Here is a 23,528-nt window from a genome sequence, read left to right on the forward strand (position 1 = left end):
CAAGTTCCCGCACTCGAAGCGTCGGGAACATCGCTCGGTTGCGTTCCTCAGCTTCTCTTTTTCTCGGCTTGCGCGGCCAGTGCCTCCACGAAGGTCTCCGTCTCCGAATCCGATGCAAGCGCTTCATACATCAGCTGTGCCTGCGTTTTCGGCGCCAGGCCGCCCAGCGGCGGGTCGCGATCGAGATTGGTCGGGAACGAATAGCCTTCGGCGCAGGAAGCAATCGCGTTGGCAATCTCGCCGGCCGAGAGCGTTCCGTCCTTAGCAAAGGCTCTCAGGACCGGATAGAGGACGGCGGACATTCGCACGCGATCGACCGTTTCCATCGCGCGTCCGAAGGCGGAGGAGACCTGGAGGAGATTGGCGACACGCTTGATGTGCACCGAGCGGTTGGTCCCGGCCGCATGGAAGAGCGCCGGATTGAAAAACACCGCATCGCCCTTTTCAAGCGGAAGCTGGACGTGGTTCTCGTCGAAGTATGCTCTGAACTCCGGCTTTTTCAGCGCGAGATAGCCGGGCACATAGCTCTGGCTGTAGGGCAGGAACAAGGTCGGCCCGCTTTCGAGCGGCATGTCGCAATGGGCAACGGCGCCTTGCAGCGTCAGGACGGGAGAGAGCTTGTGCACATGTGCCGGATATTGCTCGATGAGCTCCGACGTCTGGAAGCCGAGGTGGTAGTCCCGATGCGCCGACTGCGCCGCTCCGCCCGGATTGACGCGGTTGACCTGTGCCGTCATCTGGTAATTCGGCCCGAGCCAGGATTCGCTGACGAGCGCGACAACCGAGTTGCCATAGTAGGCCGCGAAATTATCAGGAGAGCGCAGACAATGCTTCTCCAGTGAATTCCAGATGCGGTCGTTGGCGCCGGGCTTGGCGAAATGGTCGCCGCCGCCACTGTTGGTGCGGTGTTGCTCCTCGATGATCTCGTCGAAGATGCGGCTTGCCTCGTCTATAACGCTCGCGTCGGCGAAGGCGCGCTTGAAGACGGCAACGCCCGGTCCTTCGGCAAGAACCTCGCAAATCTCCGCCAGAGCCGCGCGCCGGCCGTCATCCGTCCTGCAATCGGCAACAAGGCTGGCGCTGTCGTAGATCAGGACGTTCTTCTGGCAATCGGCCGCATGCGGATAGTCGGCCGGATTGGTGCGGCGCTCGACCTCGGCGCGGAAAGCCTCGATGCTGCAGGATTCCTCCGTCAGCCATACGCATTCGACGCGCCTCCTCGCCGTATTGCCGGTCTTCATCGGGTCTCCTCCTACTGCATGCTTCCTTAAATCGTAGCCGACTTGAGGATAGAAACATGCAGCAATTCAAAGTGCTACAGTGTCGTCGTCAAGACGCCTGAAGCCGCCGCGTTTTCGCGGTCGAGGTGATCACACGCTACAATCTGCCGGGCCACTGCAAAATTCCCCGAATCGCAGCTGATGCTGAAATGCGTAACACCGCCGGGACCGGCCGGCGGTGTCGATTCGCGATCGGCCCATGTTCGGTGCTGTGCCGATGCTGCCTCGCTCACGAACTGAATGAGATCGCTGTCTCCCGTCTCGCGCGCGAGTTCGCGGATGGAGCGCCCACCCGGACCGCGGAGCTTCACGTTTGCGCCATTCTGGACCAGAAACTCGGCCACGTCCCTGCGACCGTTGACGACAGCAAAAGCGAGTGGCGTCATCCAATCGTACTGCGTGTCGGGCTTGCCGCGACCGCGAAAATCGCCAAAGGCGACATCGAGTTGCTCCGGCCGCTCATCGAGCAACGATGCGATGCGGTCGAGCCCGCCGAAGACAATGGCCGCAAACAGGTCCAGCGGTTGCTCGGTCAGGAATCGGACCATCTCGTCCTTGCCATTATACTGCGCCCAGCCGATCGCCGGCGCATGGTGGTAGGGATCGCGGATCGTCGGATCAGCGCCCTCTTCGATCAATAATCTCGCCATGTCGATATGGCCGTGCAACGCGGCCTCATGCAGCGGCGTGCGCGAGGTGATGCGGTTGACGTCGAAACCAAGCGCCAGCACCAGTCGTACCTGTGCCCGTCGGTCTTCTCCCGCCGCTTCATGCATCAAAGCCGGGTGCGCTGCTTCAACCCGGGCGACCAGACCCGGATCGGCATCGACCAGTGCGCTTGCCGTCTCGCCATGCTCGTCGCCAATGGCGCGGACCAGGCGATCCACGTCCGAGAGTTCGACGCGGCGTGCGCCATGGTTGGTGAGGTAATCCGCAAGCGTATCGTCACCGCCGAGCTTTGCCCACTGGTACGGGCTCCGCCCGCCGACCGCGCGGTTCACATCCGCTCCATGCTGCATTAGGAGGCGAACGCGTTCCGGCATCCTCCTTTGAAGCGCCCAGGCAAGCTGATAGTCGAATACAGTCTTGCTGTTTTCGACGAGGCGGCCATCCTCACGCACGAGCCAATTGTTGCGATGGTTGGAATGCAAGGCATATTGCAACAGCATTTCGAGGCAGGAATTGTCCGGTTCGAACATCCGGTTGTAGAGCGCCTGACTGTCATTCGGGTCGGCGCCGGCATCGAGGAGAAGCTGGGCAAAGGCGAGGCAATCCGGATGCTCCGGCTGACGCTCCTTACCGGCCTCGCCCTCACCAAAGACCCCCGTCAACGCGGTGAAACGATATTGGCCTCCGTCGAGCCAGAACGCGTTGGAGTTTGCGCCGCGCGCAATCAGCCGGCGGCCCGCCGCCAATGTCGAGCGGCCGGGAACACGGGCATAAGCGGCATAGAGCAAGGGTTCCCAATCGAAGGGGCCGCCCCTCGCCTCGACCAGTCTCGGGTCTCGGACGATCCATTCGTCTATTGCCTGCGCATCGCCGAGCGCCGAGGCGACATGAATACTTTCCCCGGCGATCTCGGGATGCGCCTCGAGCAGGTCCAAAGCCTGTGCGAAGCGCTTTGGATCCGCAGGGACATCGGCAAAATAGGAAACCGTCGCAAGCGAGAGAAAGCGATTGGCAATCTGCTCCCGCGATGCCTCGCCCGCCCGGCCGCTTTCGATATGGGACTTCATTCTGGTCCAGCTTGAAAAGCCGAACTCCCGGGCGAGCACGAGTTGCACTTCCTGCAGGCCGATAGCGGCGGGATTGTTGAAATACGGCTTCGCTCGCGCAAAAGCAGCGGGATCGCCCGCCTTGAGCGCCTTCAGAAGGGCCTTCGCCTGCTTACGGGATGGTTTCGAGATTGGCGTTCGCGGAAAGATCGCGGGTGATCATGAAAGACCTCCTTTCATTCACGTCCGGTATCCGCGCCCACAGACTGAAAAGAGGTGTGGCAACTTTGCGTAGGTAGACAGGTGGGCTTCGCCCTTCCCGCGGATCGGATGCGCCCTGCGAACAAGGCAACCGCTATCATGCGTGCACTGCCCTGTCCAGCATCCCCGATACGTCGCCCACGCGACGCAATTACTCCGGCTGATATCGCACGAATGCAAATGCCTCGCCCGTCGGCGACCAGTTCGGGACATTCATCGTCCCCTGCCCGCCGAAGAGCTCGAACAGCACGCGCGCATTGCCGCCCTCCGGGTCCATAAGGCGAAGCCTGACGTCGAGGTCGCGCGGGTGATCGAAGACGTCGCCATCGTAAGAGAGCACCAGCAGGTGCCGGCCATCGGGCGACGGGTGCGGAAACCAGTCGCCATAAGGGCTGTCGGTAATGCGTTGCACGTCGCTTCCGTCGGGGCGAATCCGCCAGATCTGCATGGGGCCGGTGCGGCTCGAATTGAAATAGATCCAATGTCCGTCCGGCGACCAGTCCGGCCCGTCATTGCGCCCTTCGCCGTGGGTCAGGCGGCGCTCCTCGCCGCCTTCGGCGGGGATCGTGTAGATGTCGAAGACCTGATCGCGGATACCGCAATAAGCAAGCGTCCGCCCGTCCGGCGACCAGCCGTGCCAGTAGGACGGCAGATTCGGCGTCACCAAACGGGGCACTCCACCCCCGATCGGCAGGACGTAGATCGCGGACTTGCCGAATTCGCTCTTGTCGCTGATGACGAGCACTCGGCCATCCGGGGAAATGCCGTGGTCGTTGTTGCACTGGCGGGCAAAGCCGGTGTCGATCTCAACCGGTTCGGAACCGTCGAGCGCAAGACGATAAAGCCGGCCGTCGCCGTTGATGACCAGATGGCGCCCATCCGGCGACCAGTTGGGCGCCTCGATCAGACGCTCCGTCTGCCAGACGATGCGCGTCTCGCCGCTGCCGATGTCGAAGATCTCCACCGAGCTGCGCATCACTACCCCCTGTCACGGAAGCGATTGGTAATCGGATAGCGCCGGTCGCGACCGAAGTTCTTCTTGGTGATCTTCACGCCTGGGGCTGACTGCCGGCGCTTGTATTCGGCGATGTAAAGCAGATGTTCGACGCGATGCACGGTCGGTTCGTCATGTCCGCGCGCGACGATTTCCTCCGTGCTCATCTCCTTTTCCACCAGGCATTCGAGAATGTCGTCGAGCACCGGATAGGGCGGCAACGAATCCTGGTCGGTCTGGTTCGGCCGGAGTTCGGCTGACGGCGCCTTGTCGATGATGTTCTGCGGAATGACTTCGCCCGAAGGCCCGAGTGCCCCCGGCGGCACGACGCCGTTGCGCCAGCGCGACAGCGCGTAGACCTGCATCTTGTAGAGATCCTTGATCGGGTTGAAGCCGCCGTTCATGTCGCCGTAAAGCGTGGCGTAGCCGACCGACATCTCGGACTTGTTGCCGGTCGTCGCCACCATCGAGCCGAACTTGTTGGAGATCGCCATCAGGATCGTCCCGCGCGTGCGGCTCTGGAGGTTCTCCTCGGTGATGCCGGACTCGGTGCCCTCGAACGCATCGGAGAGCGCGTTGAGGAAGCCCTCGACGGGCTCTTCGATCGCAACGGTGTCGTAGCGGCAACCGAGCGCCTTGGCACAGGCCTCGGCATCCTTCAGCGATTCTTGCGACGTGTATCGATACGGCAACATCACGGTGCGCACCCGCTCCTCGCCTAGCGCATCGACGGCGAGCGCCGCGCAAATCGCCGAATCGATGCCGCCCGAAAGGCCGAGCACGACATTCTTGAAGCCGTTCTTGTTGACGTAGTCCCTGAGCCCCAGCATGCAGGCGCGATAGTCCGCCTCGTCGCTCTCTGGTATCCGCGAATTGAGCCCGTTCTCCGCGGTCCAACCCTCTTCGCCTCGCCTCCATTCGGAGATTGCGACCGCTTCCTCGAATTGGCTCATCTGGAAGGCGAGAGACTTGTCCGCGTTGAAGGCGAAGCTCGCGCCGTCGAACACCAGCTCGTCCTGACCGCCAAGCTGGTTCGCATAGATCATCGGCAGGTCCGTCTCGATCACCTGCTTCAGGACGACCTGATGGCGGACATCGACCTTGCCGCGGTAATAGGGCGAACCGTTCGGCGAAAGCAGGATTTCGGCGCCGCTTTCCTTGAGTGTTTCGCAGACGCCGAGCTCGCCCCAGATGTCCTCGCAGATCGGTATGCCAATGCGCACGCCGCGGAAGTTGACGGGCCCGGGCATTGCACCGGCGTCGAACACCCGCTTCTCGTCGAACTCGCCGTAGTTCGGCAGGTCCACCTTATCGCGGATCGCGATGATCTTGCCTCCGTCCAGGACCGCAATTGAATTGTGACGGAGCGCTCCTGCCTGACGGGGAAAGCCGATGACCACGCCCGGGCCTCCATCAGCCGTATCGGCGGCGAACCGTTCGACCGCCTGCAGGCAGGCCTTCAGAAATGCCGGTTTCAGAACGAGGTCTTCCGGCGGGTAACCGGAAATGAAGAGTTCGGTGAACAGGAGCAAATCGGCGCCCTGGCGCGCCGCGTCCGCGCGCGCCTCGCGTGCCTTCGCCAGATTGCCGGCGACGTCGCCGACGGTCGGATTGAGCTGGGCCACGGCAATCCGTAGCGTTGAGGGAGCGGCGTTCGGTGCAGTCATGAGCGGGGCCTGTGGGTCTTTTCTCAGCGAAAACTTCTGACGTACGCCCTGTTCTTACCGCATACCGCGACAAAAAACCCACAGCCAATCGCGATCAACTCAAAAATTCCGAAAATTCTGCATTTCCCGCCCCTTACACGGCGCGGCAACGATCTTTTTGCGCGCGTGGAACTTGCGGCCATCCAAGCTGGTTTAGCCATTCATCCCCTGTTCAAGATGACAGTCGTATGACAGTGGGACGACAGATTTATGAAATTGGAGACGCCGTTGGCCAGTATCGATTCCGCCGCCGCGAGACGCTCCCAGACCTTTATCGATAGGTCTGGGTCTTCCGTCAGAAACGCCAAGGCGCTGGCTGGCACGCGCAGCGCGTTCTTCTCTCTTTTTATGGCTGCCGCTCTTGTTTTCGCGATCGAACTCATCGTGCGCCAGTCCCTCGCCGAAACCGTTGCCTATTTCATCGACCCCATGCGTCCGGCCTGGACGACGATCGCTGTTTTCTTCCTGATTCTGCTTGCTGTCGACGCACTCTTTGGCCGCGAGCACAAGGCGGCCCTGCTTGTCGTGCCGCTCGCCATTCTGCCGGCCTTCATCAGCGAGCAGAAGCAGGTCTTCCTTTCCGATCCGCTTTATCCGACCGATTTCCTTTTCGGCCGGCAGATCATGGAATTGATGCCCGTCCTTGTGAAGGACCGCCCGTGGACCGCCGTCGCGGTCGTGGTCGGACTGATCGCCATGATCGCCACCATCGGCCTGCTCCTGCGTTATGCCTGGCGGAACTTTCCCAAGCTGACGCGCAGGGAGCGTCTCGTTCGCGTCGGCTTTGCCCTGCCGCTGCTCGTCGCCTTCTGGCACATCATGGACTACAACCAGTTCTCGTGGATCCGCGACCGCTTGCGGGTGATTCCGATCATGTGGGACCAGACCGAGAACTATCGTCACAACGGATTTGCCCTCGCCTTCGCGATCAACTTGCCGATGGCCAATGTCAACGCGCCGGCGGGCTACATGGCCGATGCGATCGACCGCATTCCGGTGAAGCCACTGCCTGCCGGAACGACGCATCGCGGCAAGCCGGACGTGATCGTGGTCATGAGCGAATCCTTCTGGGATCCGACTCGCCTGCCGAACGTGAAGCTTTCGCCCGATCCGATGCCGACGGTCCGTGAACTGCAGGTGGGCAACGTCCTCTCGCCGGAATTCGGCGGCATGACCGCCAATGTCGAATTCGAGGCGCTGACCGGCTTTTCGAATGCGTTCCTGCCCTATGGCAGCATTCCTTATCAGCAATACATCCGCAATCCGATCCCCTCGCTTGCAACGTTCTTCCGCAGCGAAGGTTATGTCGCGCGCGCCATCCATCCCTTCCAGGGCTGGTTCTGGAACCGGAACGCCGTCTATAAGGCCTTCGGCTTCGACGCGTTCCGCTCGGAAGAGAACTTGCCGGCGATGCAGAAGCGCGGGATCTTCGCCTCGGACGAATCGCTGACCAAGGAAATCATCCGCCAGGCGGATGCCATGGAAGACCCCTTCTTCTTCTTCACGGTGACGCTGCAGGGCCATGGACCCTACGAACCGAACCGCTACGCGAAGAACACGATCAAGGTCGAGGGCAACCTCCCGGAAGGCGACCGCCAGGTGCTCGCGACCTATGCCCAGGGCATCAAGGAAGCGGACGACAGCCTGAAGATGCTGATGGACTGGGCGAAGAAACGCGATCGCGAGACGATCATCGTGCTCTTCGGCGATCACCTGCCGCCGCTCAACACGGTCTACACCAACACCGGATACATGAACGACGTGACAGCATCCCGCAGGGGCTCGAAGGAACAGATGAAGGCGCAGCATGAAACACCGCTCGTCATCTGGTCGAATAAGACCGGCCCGAAGAAAAACGTCGGGACGATCAGCCCGGCCTTCCTTTCCTATCAGATCCTGAAGCAGGCCGGTTACGAGCACCCGTATTACACCGGCTTCCTGGGCAAGGTTTACGACCAGTACCGCGTTGTCGACCGCTATATGCTGGTCCGCAAGAACGGCAAGGACGTTGCGGAGTGGTCGCGGCAGCCGAAAGTACCCGCATCGCTACGCGATTACCGCTTCCTCCAGCATGACATCATGTTCGGCAAGCGGTACAGCACGGAACGCTTCTTCAAGTCCCACGCCGAGCTTTTCCCCGCCGGTTCCTGAATCCCGACGGTCGGGGCGCCACCCCGACCGTCGCCGTTCAGCAGGCCTCCGCGCCGCAACTGAGCTGGGGCACATACCCGCGTCCTCTCCAATTCAACGCGAAAATGAAGCGGCGTACGATGCGGTGAAGCTTCGCAACTTATTGGAGTATGAAAAAATTAACCTTTGAGGCGCACCCTGCAAAATGCAGGGTATAGAGATGCAGCGACCGTTACTGTTCAGGACCGCTGCGTGCTCCAATCTGGAGTGCTAATACAGTTGCCCTGCAAGCGGCCCGCGATAGAGCGGGACTACGAGAACATGACGAGCTCTCCGCCAGCTTAGTGTAAATATCCGCCGCTGCGGTGTTCGTGGCGTGGATCTTCGCCTGAAACAAACAATCAACTTGCGCGTTAGGCGCAAGGTTGAAATGCTATTGAATTGTCAGAGCAAGGCTGTGTGTTGCCCGGAACACGCGTCGATTGCCGTGTTCCGTTGCAGCGCCATTGGGGACATGCGCGCAGATGCAGCGGGTTGCGGGAAAGGGAAGCGTTGAGCAAAAGAGCCCACCGGGTTTCACGGTGGAGGCCTTGCTGCGAAATCCGGAGTTCCGGCCTGCCTTGCAGGTGGGCGCGCGCAACCTCATCTCGCTGAACGATCTCTTCCCGCGTGTCGCACGCATGGTGGCGGCCCACCAGAAGTGGATACTCACGCACGCGGCCTATGCCCTCCACCTTGAACGCGACCGCAGCGATCCCGACTCGGGCGTTACGGCGGCGCGCTTGCTGAAACTGATGCGCGAATCCGGCGGGGCGAGTCGGAATACTGCGACTGCGTTTCTTGCCGAATTGCTCGCCTATAAGCTGCTCCGACCGGCCAGCGGCGGCCGAACCAGGAGGACGCGCCCGCTTGAGCCGACGGAGGTCAGCCAACATGCGATGCAGCTCTGGTTCAAAAGCCAGATGAGAACGCTCGACCTCCTGGACGGCGGAACCAGAGTCGAGCGCATTGAGGCCGACATCGCCATTTTCGAACGCGCTCAGCCGATTGCCGCACGGCGCCTCCTCGCTGACAGCAAGTGGACGCAGCCTCCACAAGGCGTCGCCGTGTTCGTCTGGTCGGGGTCTGGCGGAATACTGCTCGACGACCTGATGGCGCGCCCGTCAAGCCTTATTCCGGAGAACGGAAGAGTATGGATCAACGTCAACCTGGCGGCACTCGCAGAGCACTACGCTATATCGAACACCCATGTCCGCCGCCTGTTTTCGAACGCGGAAAAGTCCGGCCTTATCGGTAGGCCCGATGATGGGACGCGTGGCCAATTCTGGCTAAGCGAACGGCTGGTCGAGGAATATGCCTTCTGGCAGGCCGTGAAGTTCGAAGCCCTGGCCGGCGCTTTCGATCGGGCAGCGACGACGCCGGGACAATAGGCAACTGCATGCCTCTTTAAATCGTAGCCGATTTAAAGATAAAAACATGCAGCAGTTCAAAGTGCTACAGCGTCTTTTGCGCGTCTGACGAGACGCGGCGCCGGATCGTCGTCACGCGCGGCCCTGGTCAAACCTCGGCAGTTCGTCGTCGATATCGTAGTAATCGCCCTTGTCGGCACAATAGATATGATAGCCGGGTTCAAGCCGCGTCGGCTCCTCGAAGGTGCCCGCAAGAATTGACGTGTAGTCGAGCGCGTCGGCCCTCCAGAAAAGTGCCGATCCACAGAACCGGCAGAAGCCGCGCTGTGCCTCCGGGCTCGAACGATACCAGGTGACATTGTCCGCGCCTTCGACATCGATATCGTTGTTCTGCACATTCGTGGCGGCGTAATAGAGGCCCGTTTGTTTCCGGCACTGCGAGCAATGGCAGAAGATGACCTCCCTGAGCTTGCCGCGCGTCTTGAATCGCACAGCGCCGCAAAGGCAGCCGCCCTCATGAATGTCCATTCTTCTCCTCCCCCTTCTTCAAATTCACGCTCGAACAAAAAAGCCGGGCCAGCTTTATCGGCTGGCCCGGCCCTGTCAAATTCAGATGACACGCCGATCGTTCAGAAAATTTGAACTACAGCGCGCGCGTCTGATCAGACGCGCAAGGGACGCTGAAGCACTTTGAATGCTGCATGCTTTTATCCTTAATTCGGCTACGATCTAAGGAAACATGCAGCGGGCCTTCTCTTTCTCCGATCAGCCGTTGACGACCATTTTCTTCTCGTCGCGGCCGCCCTTCATGCGCTCGGCAAGCAGGAAGGCAAGTTCGAGCGCCTGATCCGCATTCAGGCGCGGATCGCAGTGCGTGTGGTAGCGGTCGGCAAGATCGTCGCCGGACAGCGCGCGGGCACCGCCGGTGCATTCGGTGACATCGTTGCCGGTCATCTCGATGTGGATGCCGCCCGGGTGCGTGCCTTCCGCGCGGTGAATCTGGAAGAAGCTTTCTACTTCCGACAGGATCCGTTCGAAGGGTCGGGTCTTGTAATTGTTGAGCGTGATCGTGTTGCCGTGCATCGGATCGCACGACCACACGACCTTCTTGCCCTCGCGCTCGACCGCCCGGATGAGGCGCGGCAGATGCTCGGCGACCTTGTCGTGACCGAAACGGCAGATCAGCGTCAGGCGGCCTGCCTCGTTTGCCGGGTTAAGGAGGTCGACCAGTTCCAGCAGGCCGTCGGCGGTCAGTGACGGGCCGCACTTCAGGCCAAGCGGGTTCTTGATGCCGCGGCAATATTCGACATGCGCATGGTCGGGCTGACGCGTGCGGTCGCCGATCCAGATCATGTGGCCCGAGGTCGCATACCAGTCACCGGAGGTCGAGTCGACGCGGGTGAGCGCCTGCTCGTAGCCGAGCAGCAGCGCCTCGTGGCTGGTGAAGAAATCGGTCTCGCGCAGGCTCGGGTGGTTTTCCGAAGTGATGCCGATCGCCTTCATGAAATCCATGGTCTCGGAGATCCGGTCGGCGAGCTTGCGGTAGCGCTCGGCCTGCGGGCTGTCCTTGACGAAGCCCAGCATCCACTGATGCACGTTCTCAAGGTTGGCGTAGCCACCCATCGCGAACGCACGCAGCAGGTTCAGCGTTGCGGCGGACTGGCGGTAGGCCATGATCTGCCGCTCCGGATTGGGCACGCGGGCCTCTTCCGTGAACTCGATACCGTTGATGATGTCGCCGCGGTAGCTCGGCAGCGTCACGTCACCCTGCTTTTCCACGCCCGAGGAGCGCGGCTTGGCGAACTGCCCGGCGATGCGGCCGACTTTTACGACCGGTTGCTGTGCCCCAAAGGTCAGGACGACGGCCATCTGCAGGAAGGCGCGGAAGAAGTCGCGGATCGTGTCCGCGCCGTGCTCGGCGAAGCTCTCCGCGCAGTCGCCGCCCTGCAGCAGGAAACCACGGCCCTCGGCGACATTGGCAAGCGCAGTCTTCAGACGCCGTGCCTCGCCGGCAAAGACGAGCGGCGGATACTTCGCGAGGCGCGTTTCCACTGCCTCAAGCGCTGCGAGGTCCGGATAATCCGGCACCTGCTGAATGGGTTTCTGCCGCCAGCTGTTCGGAGTCCAAGTCTGTGCCATTTCATCACCTGTTGTCTGGCGCGGGAGCCCCGCGCACGTCGCGCCTGCCGTCTTGCCGCCCGGTATTCGGATTTCCCTGATCCAAGCCGTCGCGCCCGCCCCCGAGCCGATGACTTCGCGGATGCGGGCTTATAAACGTTAACATGGGGCTTGGAAAGCCATTCTACCAGAAAACATCGGTGGTCGGGTGCCGCCTGCAAGCCGGCTCAAGCGACCCTTTCGCCCTTTCTGACCCGGTAGGAAGGCTGATACATGGTGACCAGTTCCTCGGAGGCCGTCGGATGTACGGCCATGGTGCGATCGAAGTCGTCCTTGGTGCAACCGGCCTTCAGCGAAATTCCGAGCAGCTGCGCCATTTCGCCGGCATCGTGGCCGAGGATGTGTGCACCCACCACCTTGCGGTCGGCGGCGTTGACCACAAGCTTCATGATCATCCGTTCCTTCCGTCCCGAAAGGGTCGCCTTCATCGGGCGGAACTCGGCGCGGTACACTTCGAGCTCATCGAACTTGCGCGCCGCATCTTCTTCCGTCATTCCGACCGTGCCGATCTCCGGCTGCGAGAAGACGGCCGTCGCGATCAGGTCGTGATCCGGCGACGTCGGGTTGTTCTTGTATTCCGTCTCGATGAAGCACATGGCCTCGTGGATCGCCACCGGCGTCAACTGTACGCGGTCGGTCACGTCGCCGAGCGCGTAGATGCCCGGTGCGCTCGTACGCGAGAAGGCGTCGACGATGATTGCGCCGCGCTCGTTGACCTTGACGCCGGCGTTCTCGAGGCCGAGACCCCTGGTATTTGGCACGCGCCCCAGGGCGAGCATCACCTGGTCGACGACAAGTTCGCCATGCTTCATCGTCTGGGCGACGCGTCGGCCCTGTGGCTCGGTCGATACCGACTGGATGATGTCCTCGCAAAGGATGCGGATGCCCTTCTCTTCCATCGCCGCATGCAGGCCGCGCCTCAGGTCCTGATCGAAGCGAGAGAGAATTTCCTTGCCACGATAAATCAGCGTCGTCTCGACGCCCAAGCCGTGGAAAATGTTGGCGAATTCGATAGCGATATAGCCACCGCCGGCGATGAGGATCGATTTCGGCAGTTCGGCGAGATCGAAGGCCTCGTTGGAACTGATGCAGAGCTCGTGCCCCGGAAGCGCATCGTGCGGGCTCGGATGCCCGCCGACTGCGATCACGATGCGCTCGGCGGTGACGGTCTTGCCGCTCGCCAGCAGGCGCACCGTGTTGGGGCCTACGAGTTCGGCGCGGGTATCGAGGATTTCGGCGCCGGAATTCGCGAGCCCCTTGCGATATAGGCCCTCGAGGCGGGAGATTTCCTGTTCCTTGGCCGCGACCAGCTTCGCCCAGTCGAAGCGGCTTTCGCCAACCGTCCAGCCGAATCCCGCCGCATCCTCGAAATGCTCCGAATATTGCGACGCATAGACATAGAGCTTCTTCGGCACGCAGCCGCGGATGACGCAGGTGCCGCCATAACGAAACTCCTCGGCGATCGCCACCTTCTTGCCGAGCGCCGCCGCCAGCCGCCCGCTTCTTACGCCACCCGAGCCACCGCCGATCACGAAGAGGTCATAGTCGAAAGCGGTCATGGCGAGCTCCTGAAGTGAAAATCGTATCAGTCGAAAAATGTCGGATTGGAGGATGGGAGGCACGGACCCGCCTCACCCTTCGCCACTGATATAGTATTGCGACGCAAAAAAAGAAAAGCCCGGATCGCTCCGGGCTTTGTCGATGTGTCGCCAGCCTTGCGGCAATTTACTGCTGCGCCGGAGCGGCGGTACCAGCGTCGGCTGCAGGTGCTGCCGCGCCGATGGTCGCATCGAGCGACTTGGTCGCGTCATTGGTCAGGTCGCGCGAAACGCCGGCGGCCCAGATATCGGCTGCCTTCAGCAATTCGCGGGAAGCGATCGGCCCATTGTCCAGCAGCTTCTTGCCGGCCGGCGAGCTGTAGAACTCGGTGATCGCGTTCAGCTCTTCGACCGAGAAGGTCTTGGCGTAAATGGTTGCGGCCTCGCGCTCCAGATCCGCACGCCGCGCTGCAAGAGCGAGCGCCTTCTCGTCGACCGTCGCGGTGATCAATTCCTGGTGGTTCGGCGAGGACTGGATCAGCGTATTCTTCAGTCGCTCGGCCAGACGCGGCAGAATGTTGTCGAAAGTGTTGGTCACGCCAAGCGCTGCGATGGTCGCGCGGGCCGTCTTGATCTGATCTTCGGTCACGTCCTGGGCGCGAACCGCCGGAACCGAAACCGAAACGAGAACGGCGGCAGCTGCGAAAGTGCGGGCAAGACCTGTGAGTTTCTTCATTGTTATCCATGCTCCTGTGTTGGCACCTGTCGCCCGGCCGATCGCCGCCGCCAGGCAGACATGTGCGGAAATCCTATTTTCTGCGCCGTCCGCAACGCTTCGTCGAAGCGGCGGCATCGGCTCAGGACGCCGTCAGGGTACGGGCTCCCTCCGGACCGGCGATGATCGCCAATGACGCAATCCCGATAAACAGCCCGTGCTCAACCACCCCGGGGATGGCATTCAGCTCTGCCGCGAGCGCATCTGCATCAGGAATACGGCCAAAAGATGCATCGAGTATGAGGTGTCCCCCGTCGGTCATGAAGGGGCCGTCGCCCGATGCACGAACGACGATTTCGCCCGTCATTCCCATCCGGGACGCCACCTTCTCTATCGCCAGGCGCGTTGCGACCTGGCCGAACGGGTTTACCTCGATCGGCAGCTTGAAGGCGCCGAGTACGTCGACAACCTTCGATTCGTCGGCAATGACGATCATCCGCTCAGAGGCGCTGGCGACGATTTTCTCACGCAGCAGCGCGCCGCCACCGCCTTTGATCAGCCTCAGCTTCCCATCGAGCTCGTCGGCACCGTCGATCGTCAGATCCAGGTCCGGCAGTTCGTCGAGCGACTTCAACGGCACGCCGAGCTCGAGGCAAAGCCGGGCCGTGCGCTCGGACGTCGGCACCCCCACGATCTGGAAGCCCGACGCAACCTTTTCGGCGAGCAGCCGGACGAATTCTTCGGCAGTTGAACCGGTACCGATTCCAAGCCGCATGCCATTCTCGACATATTCAAGCGCTGCGGCTGCGGCCTTGATCTTCATTTGGCGGGCGTCCATGCGCCACTCGCTCCCTCGTGATCGCTCAGATGGCGAGGCCAAGCAGGCCAGCCACTGTCCAATTTCCGCTGAGACACTTACACGCCCGTCGCCGCAAACAAAAGCCAAAATAAGAGCGCTTTGCCGGATTCCCGCGAGCAGCCTGCGCTGATGCGCACCGTTGCATTCCTCGCCCACTTCGCTTACCCGAACAGCCAATGCATGTCGCCCAAGCGTGCACAGCGGTTTTGGGGCGACGACATGCATGGAAACAAAGCCGCAAGCGCGTTGCATGAAGGCGCATCAACGCGACGTGTCCCAGATTTCCGCCAACGCGAGGTCCCCAGTGTCTCCTCCCATTGTCGTCTTCGATCTCGACGGTACGCTTGTCGACACCGCCCCGGATCTCGTCGCCAGCCTCAACCACGCAGTCACACAGGCTGGAGTCGAGCCTGTTACCTATGCGGACCTGACCCATCTCGTCGGCCACGGCGCGCGGGCGATGATCGAGCGCACCTTCGCACTGCGCGGCAAGGCACTCAGCGAAGAGGACCTTGCTTGGCAGATGAAGGAGTTCGTGGATTTCTACCACGGCTCGATGCCGGGGGATTCGCTGCCGTATCCGGGCCTCGTCGCGGCACTCGATCGTCTGCAGGATGCCGGCCTTAAGCTCGCTGTCTGCACCAACAAACCGGAAGCGCTCGCAACGCGCCTTCTCGAAGGGCTTGGGCTGCTCGGCCGGTTCGCTGCCGTCGCCGGCGGCGACACTTTCGCGGTCCGCAAGCCGCATGCGGAACATCTGCTTTCGACGGTTGCCAATGCCGGCAGCATCGCCGAGCGCGCCGTAATGGTCGGCGACAGCCTCAACGACATCCTTGTTGCGAGAAACGCGTCAGTACCCTCGATTGCAGTGCCGTTCGGCTATTCCGACGTGCCGATCGAGAGCCTCGGTCCCGATCGCGTCATCCAGCATTTCGACGAACTGACACCCCATCTGGTAGAAACGCTTCTTTCGCGAAAGCACAAATGAGAAAGGACCGCACTAAGGTCCGTACTCAATCATGGCTATGAATTTGCGTTGAAACGTGATTCTCTGTCGCGACGGAGAGGTGAACCATGGCAAACGCGTTCTGGCTTGACGACGAACAATGGGCGGCGATCGAACCCTGCCTGCCGAAGAACCAGCCCGGCGCCCGGCGGGTCGATGACCGGCGTGTTCTCAGCGGCATCATTCATGTGTTGCAATCCGGCTGTCGCTGGCGGGACTGCCCGACTGTCTATGGTCCCTATACGACGGTCTACAACCGTTGGAACCGCTGGTCGCGGCGCAAGGTCTGGCGCGCCCTGTTCGAGGCGCTGTGCGCGGTCTCACCAAACGACGACTTTCACGCCATCGATTCCACCACCGCCAAGGCCCATCGCGCCGCGGCCGGCGGAAAAGGGGGGCGGAGACGCAAGCCATCGGCCGCTCGCGCGGGGGCAGGAGCACGAAAATCCATGCGGTCTGCGACAGCCGTGGCAGAGCGATCGCCCTCGAAGTAACGCCCGGCCAGCGCGGCGATGTGCGCGTTGCCATCCCGTTGCTGGCGGCCTTGCCGCCGCCGCGCGTTTGTGCGGCCGATACCGCCTATGACGCCGACGGCTTACGCTCATTCCTGATCGAACGCGGCACCATCCCGGTCATTCCCAACAACCCCACCCGCAAGCGCCGCCATCCCTTCGATCGCACCGCTTACAAGCGGCGCAACCTCGTCGAACGGAGGTTCTGCAGGCTCAAGGACTGGCGGCGCATCGCCACCCGCTACGACAAGCTCGCGCGAAACTTCATTGCCGCTGTCCAACTCGCCGCAACAATCATCTGGTGGGCTGATTGAGTCCAGACGCTAGAGCGCTGTGCGTCCTTTCGGACGCACAAAAAGTCGCTGTAGCACTTTGAATATTGCTGCATGTTTTTGTCCTTAAATCGGCTCCGATTTAAGGAAACATGCAGTAGCGGCCCTTTCCTTTATCCCTCGGCGCGGCGAGCGTTGCGCGTCGCCTCCAATGCCCGGTCCATGTACATGTCGCGGTCATAGACGTCGTCGAAGTATTCTACGGCACCGGTCTTGTTCGGCCATGCGGTAAAATAGGAAACATAGACCGGCACCTTCTGCGGCACCTGCAAGGCCTTGTTGCTGCCGCTCGCTATTTGTTTGCCGACTTCGTCAATGCTCGTACCAAGAACCGCAGCGGCCATGCGGCGCGGATCGGCGAGGCGCACGCAGCCGTGGCTGAGCGCCCGCTGGTCGCGCTTGAAAAAGCTCTTCGACGGCGTGTCATGCATGTAGATCGCATGGGCGTTCGGGAAGAGGATCTTGAGTTCGCCAAGCGCGTTGTCGCTGCTCGGTGGCTGGCGCACCGCGACCGAGGAGGTCGATCCGTACCAGTTGACGGCGGACGACGACACGACGCGGCCACCGACCTCGACCTGATACCCCATGCGGTCGAGATAGCCGGGATCGCTTCTGAGCTTCGGCAGCATCTCGTTGACGATGATCGACTGCGGCACGCCCCAGTAGGGATTGACCTCGACCGTCTGGATCTCGTCCTGGAAAAAATAGGTCTGGTTCGTCTTCGAGCCGACGACCACGCGCATGGAGAACTGCTCCACGCCCTGGTCCGTATAGGAGGCCGTGAAAGCGGGCTGGTTGATGAAGACGTAGCGGCTGCCCAATCCATCCGGCAGCCAGCGCGCCTGCTCCATCGCGATTTCAATCTTGTTGATCTTGCCGGCGGTGGTGTCGCCACCCGTCAGCACACGGATCGAGGCCTGGCCGACGACGCCATCGGCCTTCAGACCGTGTTCCTTCTGGAAGGCCTCGACGACGGAAACCAGCTCGGGCGTATAGTCCGGCGTTCCCTGGTAGCTCGCGAGCACGACGGCGTGCTCGGTTTTCAGCGATTCGGACGCCTTGAGCTTGATACCGGCGATGACGTTGGCGAGCTCCGGATTGCTCTCGCCGGGTTTCAGCAGCGTACCCGGGGCGATTTCCACACGCGGGGTCGCATCCGTCTGCGCGTGCAGGCGTTCCAGTTCTGTCTTGAGGGCCAGGAATTGCGCACTCTTGGGGTTCTGGCTTTCGATGAGTGCCGCAACGTCGTCGCTTGCCGCCATCTTGTCGAGGAATGCGAAGAGGTCGACGCTCTTGCGCTTGAAGTCGTGATAACCCGAGATCTTGTTCGGGTCGATGCGGCCGCGCACCGTATCCTGAACATAGGTCAGCGTCGCGACCGACATCGCTATTTCAAACTGCACGAGTTCCTTTTCGCGGGCGATCATGTCGCCTCGATCGAAGGTGTCGGACGGTACCCGAACCGCATAGTCCTGCGGATCGAGGCCGACCTTCGCGGCTTGCGCGAGTACCGCAAGGGCCGACTTGGCGTGCACGCTGACGCCGCTGCCATCGATCCACACGAAATCCGTCCGGGCGCCATAGTAGTTCTCAACCGCCTTTGCGACGTTGTCCGTGGCGCGGACTTTGATTTCGGGGAGAAACTGCCTCGCATCCGAAAGCGGCGGGCGCAGCATCGGCGGCAAGGCGCCGTTTTGCACTGAACCGGTCACGATAGGATCGAGCAGGTGGTCCGTGGCGATCCGGCGCAGCGGCTCGGCCTTGTAGGTGTAGTACCGCGGCCCGGTGACGCGCGGCGGCTTTGCGGCGGTTCTCGGATCGATCTGCTGCGGGACCATCATGCCCATGCCCGGCAGCGGCTGGCCACGCTGGATGTGCTCTGGCGACGTTCGTTTCTTGCCGCCACGGATGAAGTCCATGAGGGTGAGCGCCGATGCCGGCCGTACATCCATGGTTGCAATCGCGCACCCGCTCATGAGCGCCACAATCGCTGCCGATCTGATAATTTTCATAAGAACAAAGATCCCCGTCTTGCGTTGTCGCCGAATTCGACCGCTGCCAGATTCTCGCCACGCCCTCGTGCTCCACGACTTATAGAAAAGGATGGTGAATGAAAAGGAAACGGCCTGCCTTCCCTCGGCCGAAACCTGTCACAAAACACCTCATTCGAAGGCTGCGTGAAGCGTCTTAAAAAATTGATTCGTATTTGTTTTGCGCCCGTAGCGCTTGCATCGGTGTTTCCCGGGTTACAATTTGTCCGGCAAGAGGAAAACGCGCAATGTGACGGAAAGGTCACAACTCCCACGGTTGCAGGCCCCACGGATCAGCGCAAGCAGATCGTATGCCGCGCTGCAACAATTCAAACGATTGTAGGCGCGGCCGTAGCTTTGCGGGCCTTTACAAGCTTGTGTGACCGGGGCAGAGAGGTGCCCGGCACCGGGGCGTAACGACCGGCTGAGACAACGTTTCTCGCCTCGGCTTGATGAACCGCAGACGAAGGCAGGTATCACGATGACATCGACCCGCACGGAAACAGATACGTTCGGCCCCATTGAGGTGGCGAGCGACCGCTATTGGGGCGCCCAGGCGCAACGCTCGCTCGGGAACTTCAGAATCGGCTGGGAAAAGCAGCCTGTCGCGATCGTCAGGGCCCTCGGCATCGTCAAGCAGGCAGCGGCACGCGCCAACATGGCGCTCGGTCGCCTCGACTCCGCGGTTGGCGATTCGATCGTCAAGGCGGCGCAGGAGGTCATCGACGGCAAGCTCAACGATCACTTCCCGCTCGTCGTCTGGCAGACCGGTTCGGGCACACAGTCGAACATGAATGCGAACGAGGTCATTTCCAACCGGGCGATCGAACTGCTCGGCGGCGTCATGGGCTCGAAGAAGCCCGTTCATCCGAACGACCATGTGAACATGAGCCAGTCGTCGAACGACACCTATCCGACGGCCATGCACATCGCCTGCGCCGAGCGCGTGACCCATGATCTGCTGCCGGCGCTGAAGCACCTGCACAAGGCGCTCGAAGAAAAGGTGAAGGCGTTCGACCACATCATCAAGATCGGCCGCACCCACACGCAGGACGCAACGCCGCTGACGCTCGGCCAGGAATTTTCGGGCTATGCCGCGCAGGTTGCGTCCTCGATCAAGCGCATCGAGATGACCCTGCCCGGCCTCTGCGAACTTGCCCAGGGCGGCACTGCCGTCGGCACCGGTCTCAACGCGCCGATCGGCTTTGCCGAGAAGGTTGCTGAGGAGATCGCCGGCATTACCGGCATCGCTTTCACTTCGGCGCCGAACAAGTTCGAGGCGCTGGCGGCTCACGATTCGATGGTCTTCAGCCACGGCGCGATCAACGCCACGGCAGCCGCACTCTTCAAGATTGCCAACGACATCCGCTTCCTCGGCTCCGGACCGCGCTCCGGCCTCGGCGAACTGGCGCTGCCGGAAAACGAGCCGGGCTCGTCGATCATGCCGGGCAAGGTCAATCCGACTCAGTGCGAAGCGCTGACTCAGGTCTGCGTCCAGGTGTTCGGCAACCACGCGGCGCTTACCTTCGCCGGCAGCCAGGGTCATTTCGAGCTCAACGTCTACAATCCGCTGATGGCCTACAACTTCCTTCAGTCGGTACAGCTTCTCGCCGACGCGGCGGTCTCCTTTACCGACAACTGCGTCGTCGGCATCGAGGCGCGCGAGGACAACATCAAGGCGGCGCTCGACCGCTCGCTGATGCTCGTCACCGCGCTGGCGCCGAAGATCGGCTACGACAATGCCGCGAAGATCGCCAAGACCGCGCACAAGAACGGCACGACGCTGCGCGAGGAAGCCGTCGGCGGCGGTTATGTGACGAACGAGGAGTTCGACGCGATCGTTCGCCCGGAAACGATGATCGGCCCTGCCTGATCGATCTCGATTGCCGCGGCGCGATCACCGGCGCCGCGGCACACTCGTCGTCGCCATTTCCTTAAATCGCAGCCGATTTAAGGATAAAACATGCAGCAACTCGAAGCGCTACAGCATGCTTTGCGCGTCTGATAGGACGCGCGGCGCTGTAGGCGTATCAGCCCGAAATTGGTCGAATTGTATCGATGCGCTCAAGCAATTGTTAAGACTTCACAAATCATTTCTCCCTAAAAATTGCCAGACTTTAGAATTGGATAAATAAAGGAGGTTTGCATATGCAAACGGCAACCTCGAATAAGGCGCCGGCGCCGGATATCGCCGCGCAGATCACCCACGCCATGCGGATGATGGGGGTGGCGCCAATACCGCGCAATTACGAGCTTTATTACGAGGCCTACCTCGGTTCGAATCCGCAACTGTCCAAGGAGCTTGCGGCGCTTGGAAGCCGGGCGACACAGGAAGAGCTCGACGCGATCGGCGCACAATATTTCAGCCACATTCACCGCCCGAGCGGCATCGAGCGGGCTCACAACACGCTTGCGGCCAAGCTGAGCGAGCTCGTCAACCTCTTGAAGGACGAGCAATACGCGCTCGAGAACTACAACAAGGTTCTCGATGAAGCCTATCTCAACATGACCAGCAAGAGCGCCGCGAGCGCCGACATTCTGCGCCACGCCATCGGCATCCTGACCGAAGCGACCGTCGATACGATGAACCAGGGCAAGGAGCGCGTTCAGAGCGTCGTCCAGAAATCCTTCGAGATGGAGGTAATCCGGCAGGAGCTCGATGAATACAAGCGCATCGCCAACACCGATTCCCTGACGCGCCTCGCCAACCGGCGGGCCTTTGATGATGCCCTGGCCGCCGTCTACAACAGCGAACATCGAGTCAACTTCACCGGCCTGCTCGTCGCCGATATCGACCATTTCAAGAAGGTCAATGATACGTTCGGTCATCCGGTCGGCGACAAGATTCTTACCAGCGTCGGCAGTGTCATCAGAGCGAACTTACGCCGGGATGCGTTCGTCGCGCGCACCGGCGGCGAGGAATTTGCCGTCATTCTCAATGATATCACGCAGGAGGAATGCCTCCAGGCGGCCGACCGGATCCGCACCGTGCTTGCCGGCACCCCCTTCAAGAACTCCAAGACGGGCGTCAACTACGGCCCGATCACCCTATCCGTCGGCGTTTGCATGGCGACCGAGGCGGACGATCCGGTCGATCTTTACAACAAGGCCGATGTGGCCCTCTATTCTGCCAAGAATGCCGGCCGAAACCGGACGGTCCTCTTCGAGGAGGGAATGCGCAAGGATTCCGGTCGCAACTGGCTGATCTATCGGCGATAGGCACCGCCCGCAGTGTCGCCTGTTGCCAGAAGGATCGGCAGCGCCTACCACATCGTCTTGGCGGCGCGCCCGGGCCATTCCCGGTCGTAGGTTTCGTTGTCGAAATCTGCCTTGGCGGCTTTCAGCAGCGCGCCGGGGGTCGGCAACGACGCCGGATCGACGAAGCGATCCGAGCTCCAGAGCTGCGAACGGATGAGCGCCCGCGCGCACTGGAAATAAACCTCTCCGATTGTGATCACGATAACGCTGCGCGGATGCTTGCCGTCGACCTCGAACGAGCCTGTGAGCGTCGGATCGACACTGACGACCGCTGTGCCGTTGATGCGCATAGTCGTATTCGATCCGGGAACGAGGAACAGCAGCGCCACCCTCGGATCGCGGACAATGTTGGCAAGCGAATCGACGCGGTTGTTGCCACGCCAGTCGGGCATCAGTACAGTCCTGTCGCCCGCGACCCGGACGACACAATGATCGTCGCCACGTGGAGAGCAATCGAGCCCCTCGGGCCCGACGGTCGCGAGCGCAGCAAAAGGCGATGCCTCGATCATCTGCCGGTATTCCACCGTCAGTGCCTTCGTCACTTTGACGATCGACGCGTCGCTCGTCTCGCCGTAAAGCGCCTTCAGTTCCTCGACCGTGCCGATGACTGTCATTCCATCCTCCGTGACGCCTGCTCTTGCATGCGCTTTCAACGGATAGCATGACGTCTTGATGACAGCATCAGGCGATTCTTCTCAAGTGAGCAGCTTTCCTGCCTTCGCCAAGGAAGGACTTGATCCTGTCAATGACCGGTTCGGCGGACACGATGCGGCGATGGCCGAAACCGTTTGCCCAGTACAACTCGACGTTCGGCCCGGCCGTGTCGTAGCGGCGGGCGTGGCTGGCGGAAACCTCCTTGTCGTCCTCCGCGTGGATGACGAGCACCGGCCTTCGCAGCATGCCGAGAATGCGGGCTGCGTCAAAGCCATCGACCGGGCGACCGGAGAGGCGTTCGACCATGCCCTCGAAGGCGGCCTGGGCGGCCGGCGCAAGAGCCATCATCTTGCCGAAACCCTTGAAGAGCCAGGTCATTTCGCTCGGCGCGCCGATCAGCACCAGTTTTCCAGGCACCCGCGCAGGCACATCGCAGACGACGGCGCCCGCCGCGCAGGCGAGGCTCGCGCCGCCGAAGGAATGGCCGATTGCGACGTCGAATCCATCGAAGTGGCGCCAGGCCGCATCGATCGCCCTCACCGCCTGCGGCATCGTCAGCGACCGTCCCGGCGAAGCGCCGTGCCCCGGCCAGTCGAGCGCAACCACCTCCGCACCGGCAGCAAGCAGGCCATCGATCAAGGTCGCGAGATAGTCGCTGCGCGATCCCCAGCCGTGGGCGAGCAGGATACGCGGGCCTTCAGCGCCTGGGCGCCGCGGGAAATGATGCGCGACAAACCAGCCACCGGCGAAGGACAGGGTGACCTTTTGCGAGCGCTCCATCGTCGACACCGCCGCCTTCAGCAAGGCTGCTTCCTTGGCGCTTTTCGGCTTGCGGCTCGGTGTGAGACAGAAGATCCTGAAAGCGAGCCTGCCGGCAGCTTCGGCGGAGACGGCAGACACGGCTTTCAGCGCGGGACGGATGACCTTGACTCCGAGGGACGCCATAGTGAA

General features: G+C 61.6%; 17 protein-coding genes and 1 pseudogene. 6 read left to right on the forward strand and 12 right to left on the reverse strand.

Translation table 11 applies throughout. From position 1 onward, the window contains the following. Positions 1-47: 47 nt before the first annotated feature. The 4 genes from RB548_RS08430 to RB548_RS08445 form a co-directional block, all read right to left on the reverse strand. Positions 48-1,241, reverse strand: coding sequence for a phytanoyl-CoA dioxygenase family protein (locus RB548_RS08430; RefSeq protein WP_331374480.1), 1,194 nt, complete (start codon positions 1,239-1,241; stop codon positions 48-50). A 74-nt stretch (positions 1,242-1,315) separates the two neighbouring features. Next, a complete protein-coding gene (locus RB548_RS08435; protein ID WP_331374481.1) occupies positions 1,316-3,055 on the reverse strand; it encodes an ankyrin repeat domain-containing protein in 1,740 nt (579 codons plus the stop codon). Between the two features lie 352 nt (positions 3,056-3,407). Continuing rightward, positions 3,408-4,232, reverse strand: coding sequence for a TolB family protein (locus RB548_RS08440; RefSeq protein WP_331374482.1), 825 nt, complete (start codon positions 4,230-4,232; stop codon positions 3,408-3,410). A 2-nt stretch (positions 4,233-4,234) separates the two neighbouring features. Next, entirely contained in the window at positions 4,235-5,917 is a 1,683-nt protein-coding gene (locus RB548_RS08445; protein ID WP_331374483.1) for an NAD+ synthase, read from the reverse strand. Positions 5,918-6,184: 267 nt separating this feature from the next. Between RB548_RS08445 and RB548_RS08450 the strand changes: the two genes are divergently transcribed. Both RB548_RS08450 and RB548_RS08455 read left to right on the forward strand, forming a co-directional pair. Beyond that, entirely contained in the window at positions 6,185-8,107 is a 1,923-nt protein-coding gene (locus tag RB548_RS08450; RefSeq protein WP_331374484.1) for an LTA synthase family protein, read from the forward strand. Positions 8,108-8,610: 503 nt separating this feature from the next. Next, positions 8,611-9,516 (forward strand): hypothetical protein, encoded by a 906-nt coding sequence (locus RB548_RS08455; RefSeq protein WP_331374485.1) that lies wholly within the window; start codon positions 8,611-8,613, stop codon positions 9,514-9,516. Between the two features lie 111 nt (positions 9,517-9,627). Here RB548_RS08455 and RB548_RS08460 read toward each other — a convergent pair whose 3' ends face one another. The 5 genes from RB548_RS08460 to rpiA all read right to left on the reverse strand — a co-directional run bounded on the left by RB548_RS08460 (position 9,628) and on the right by rpiA (position 14,764). After that, the gene (locus tag RB548_RS08460) at positions 9,628-10,023 is read right to left on the reverse strand and encodes a GFA family protein (RefSeq protein WP_331374486.1); all 396 of its coding nucleotides are present in this window, start codon (positions 10,021-10,023) and stop codon (positions 9,628-9,630) included. 237 nt (positions 10,024-10,260) lie between these two features. After that, entirely contained in the window at positions 10,261-11,634 is a 1,374-nt protein-coding gene (locus RB548_RS08465; RefSeq protein WP_331374487.1) for a class II 3-deoxy-7-phosphoheptulonate synthase, read from the reverse strand. 206 nt (positions 11,635-11,840) lie between these two features. Then, the gene (gene gor / locus RB548_RS08470) at positions 11,841-13,232 is read right to left on the reverse strand and encodes a glutathione-disulfide reductase (protein ID WP_331374488.1); all 1,392 of its coding nucleotides are present in this window, start codon (positions 13,230-13,232) and stop codon (positions 11,841-11,843) included. 166 nt (positions 13,233-13,398) lie between these two features. Further along, a complete protein-coding gene (locus tag RB548_RS08475; protein ID WP_331374489.1) occupies positions 13,399-13,947 on the reverse strand; it encodes a DUF2059 domain-containing protein in 549 nt (182 codons plus the stop codon). Positions 13,948-14,068: 121 nt separating this feature from the next. Continuing rightward, entirely contained in the window at positions 14,069-14,764 is a 696-nt protein-coding gene (gene rpiA / locus RB548_RS08480) for a ribose-5-phosphate isomerase RpiA (RefSeq protein WP_331374917.1), read from the reverse strand. A gap of 325 nt (positions 14,765-15,089) precedes the next feature. On the opposite strand from rpiA, the gene RB548_RS08485 reads away from it, so the two are divergent. Both RB548_RS08485 and RB548_RS08490 read left to right on the forward strand, forming a co-directional pair. Beyond that, the gene (locus RB548_RS08485; protein WP_331374490.1) at positions 15,090-15,773 is read left to right on the forward strand and encodes an HAD family hydrolase; all 684 of its coding nucleotides are present in this window, start codon (positions 15,090-15,092) and stop codon (positions 15,771-15,773) included. A gap of 86 nt (positions 15,774-15,859) precedes the next feature. Further along, positions 15,860-16,617 (forward strand): annotated as a pseudogene (locus RB548_RS08490) (IS5 family transposase). 131 nt (positions 16,618-16,748) lie between these two features. Here the strand turns inward: RB548_RS08490 and RB548_RS08495 are convergent. Continuing rightward, entirely contained in the window at positions 16,749-18,647 is a 1,899-nt protein-coding gene (locus tag RB548_RS08495; protein ID WP_331374491.1) for a L,D-transpeptidase family protein, read from the reverse strand. 397 nt (positions 18,648-19,044) lie between these two features. On the opposite strand from RB548_RS08495, the gene fumC reads away from it, so the two are divergent. Beyond that, complete coding sequence (gene fumC, locus RB548_RS08500; RefSeq protein WP_408642405.1) at positions 19,045-20,538, forward strand: class II fumarate hydratase; 1,494 nt, start codon at positions 19,045-19,047, stop codon at positions 20,536-20,538. Between the two features lie 275 nt (positions 20,539-20,813). Beyond that, positions 20,814-21,884, forward strand: coding sequence for a GGDEF domain-containing protein (locus RB548_RS08505; RefSeq protein WP_331374493.1), 1,071 nt, complete (start codon positions 20,814-20,816; stop codon positions 21,882-21,884). A 44-nt stretch (positions 21,885-21,928) separates the two neighbouring features. On the opposite strand, the gene RB548_RS08510 is transcribed toward RB548_RS08505, so the two are convergent. Then, the gene (locus tag RB548_RS08510) at positions 21,929-22,537 is read right to left on the reverse strand and encodes a pyridoxamine 5'-phosphate oxidase family protein (protein WP_331374494.1); all 609 of its coding nucleotides are present in this window, start codon (positions 22,535-22,537) and stop codon (positions 21,929-21,931) included. A gap of 67 nt (positions 22,538-22,604) precedes the next feature. After that, positions 22,605-23,522 (reverse strand): alpha/beta fold hydrolase, encoded by a 918-nt coding sequence (locus tag RB548_RS08515; protein ID WP_331374495.1) that lies wholly within the window; start codon positions 23,520-23,522, stop codon positions 22,605-22,607. Between the last annotated feature and the right edge of the window lie 6 nt (positions 23,523-23,528).

The sequence above is a fragment of the Sinorhizobium chiapasense genome (genome assembly GCF_036488675.1).
Classification (GTDB): domain Bacteria; phylum Pseudomonadota; class Alphaproteobacteria; order Rhizobiales; family Rhizobiaceae; genus Sinorhizobium; species Sinorhizobium chiapasense.

Bases quoted from the DNA above. Each gene is read 5' to 3' on its own strand.
- RB548_RS08430 (WP_331374480.1), bottom strand. From the start codon at position 1,241: ATGAAGACCGGCAATACGGCGAGGAGGCGCGTCGAATGCGTATGGCTG.
- RB548_RS08440 (WP_331374482.1), bottom strand. From the start codon at position 4,232: ATGCGCAGCTCGGTGGAGATCTTCGACATCGGCAGCGGCGAGACGCGC.
- RB548_RS08445 (WP_331374483.1), bottom strand. From the start codon at position 5,917: ATGACTGCACCGAACGCCGCTCCCTCAACGCTACGGATTGCCGTGGCC.
- RB548_RS08455 (WP_331374485.1), top strand. From the start codon at position 8,611: ATGCAGCGGGTTGCGGGAAAGGGAAGCGTTGAGCAAAAGAGCCCACCG.
- RB548_RS08460 (WP_331374486.1), bottom strand. From the start codon at position 10,023: ATGGACATTCATGAGGGCGGCTGCCTTTGCGGCGCTGTGCGATTCAAG.
- RB548_RS08465 (WP_331374487.1), bottom strand. From the start codon at position 11,634: ATGGCACAGACTTGGACTCCGAACAGCTGGCGGCAGAAACCCATTCAG.
- gor (WP_331374488.1), bottom strand. From the start codon at position 13,232: ATGACCGCTTTCGACTATGACCTCTTCGTGATCGGCGGTGGCTCGGGT.
- RB548_RS08475 (WP_331374489.1), bottom strand. From the start codon at position 13,947: ATGAAGAAACTCACAGGTCTTGCCCGCACTTTCGCAGCTGCCGCCGTT.
- rpiA (WP_331374917.1), bottom strand. From the start codon at position 14,764: ATGGACGCCCGCCAAATGAAGATCAAGGCCGCAGCCGCAGCGCTTGAA.
- RB548_RS08495 (WP_331374491.1), bottom strand. From the start codon at position 18,647: ATGAAAATTATCAGATCGGCAGCGATTGTGGCGCTCATGAGCGGGTGC.
- RB548_RS08505 (WP_331374493.1), top strand. From the start codon at position 20,814: ATGCAAACGGCAACCTCGAATAAGGCGCCGGCGCCGGATATCGCCGCG.
- RB548_RS08510 (WP_331374494.1), bottom strand. From the start codon at position 22,537: ATGACAGTCATCGGCACGGTCGAGGAACTGAAGGCGCTTTACGGCGAG.
- RB548_RS08515 (WP_331374495.1), bottom strand. From the start codon at position 23,522: ATGGCGTCCCTCGGAGTCAAGGTCATCCGTCCCGCGCTGAAAGCCGTG.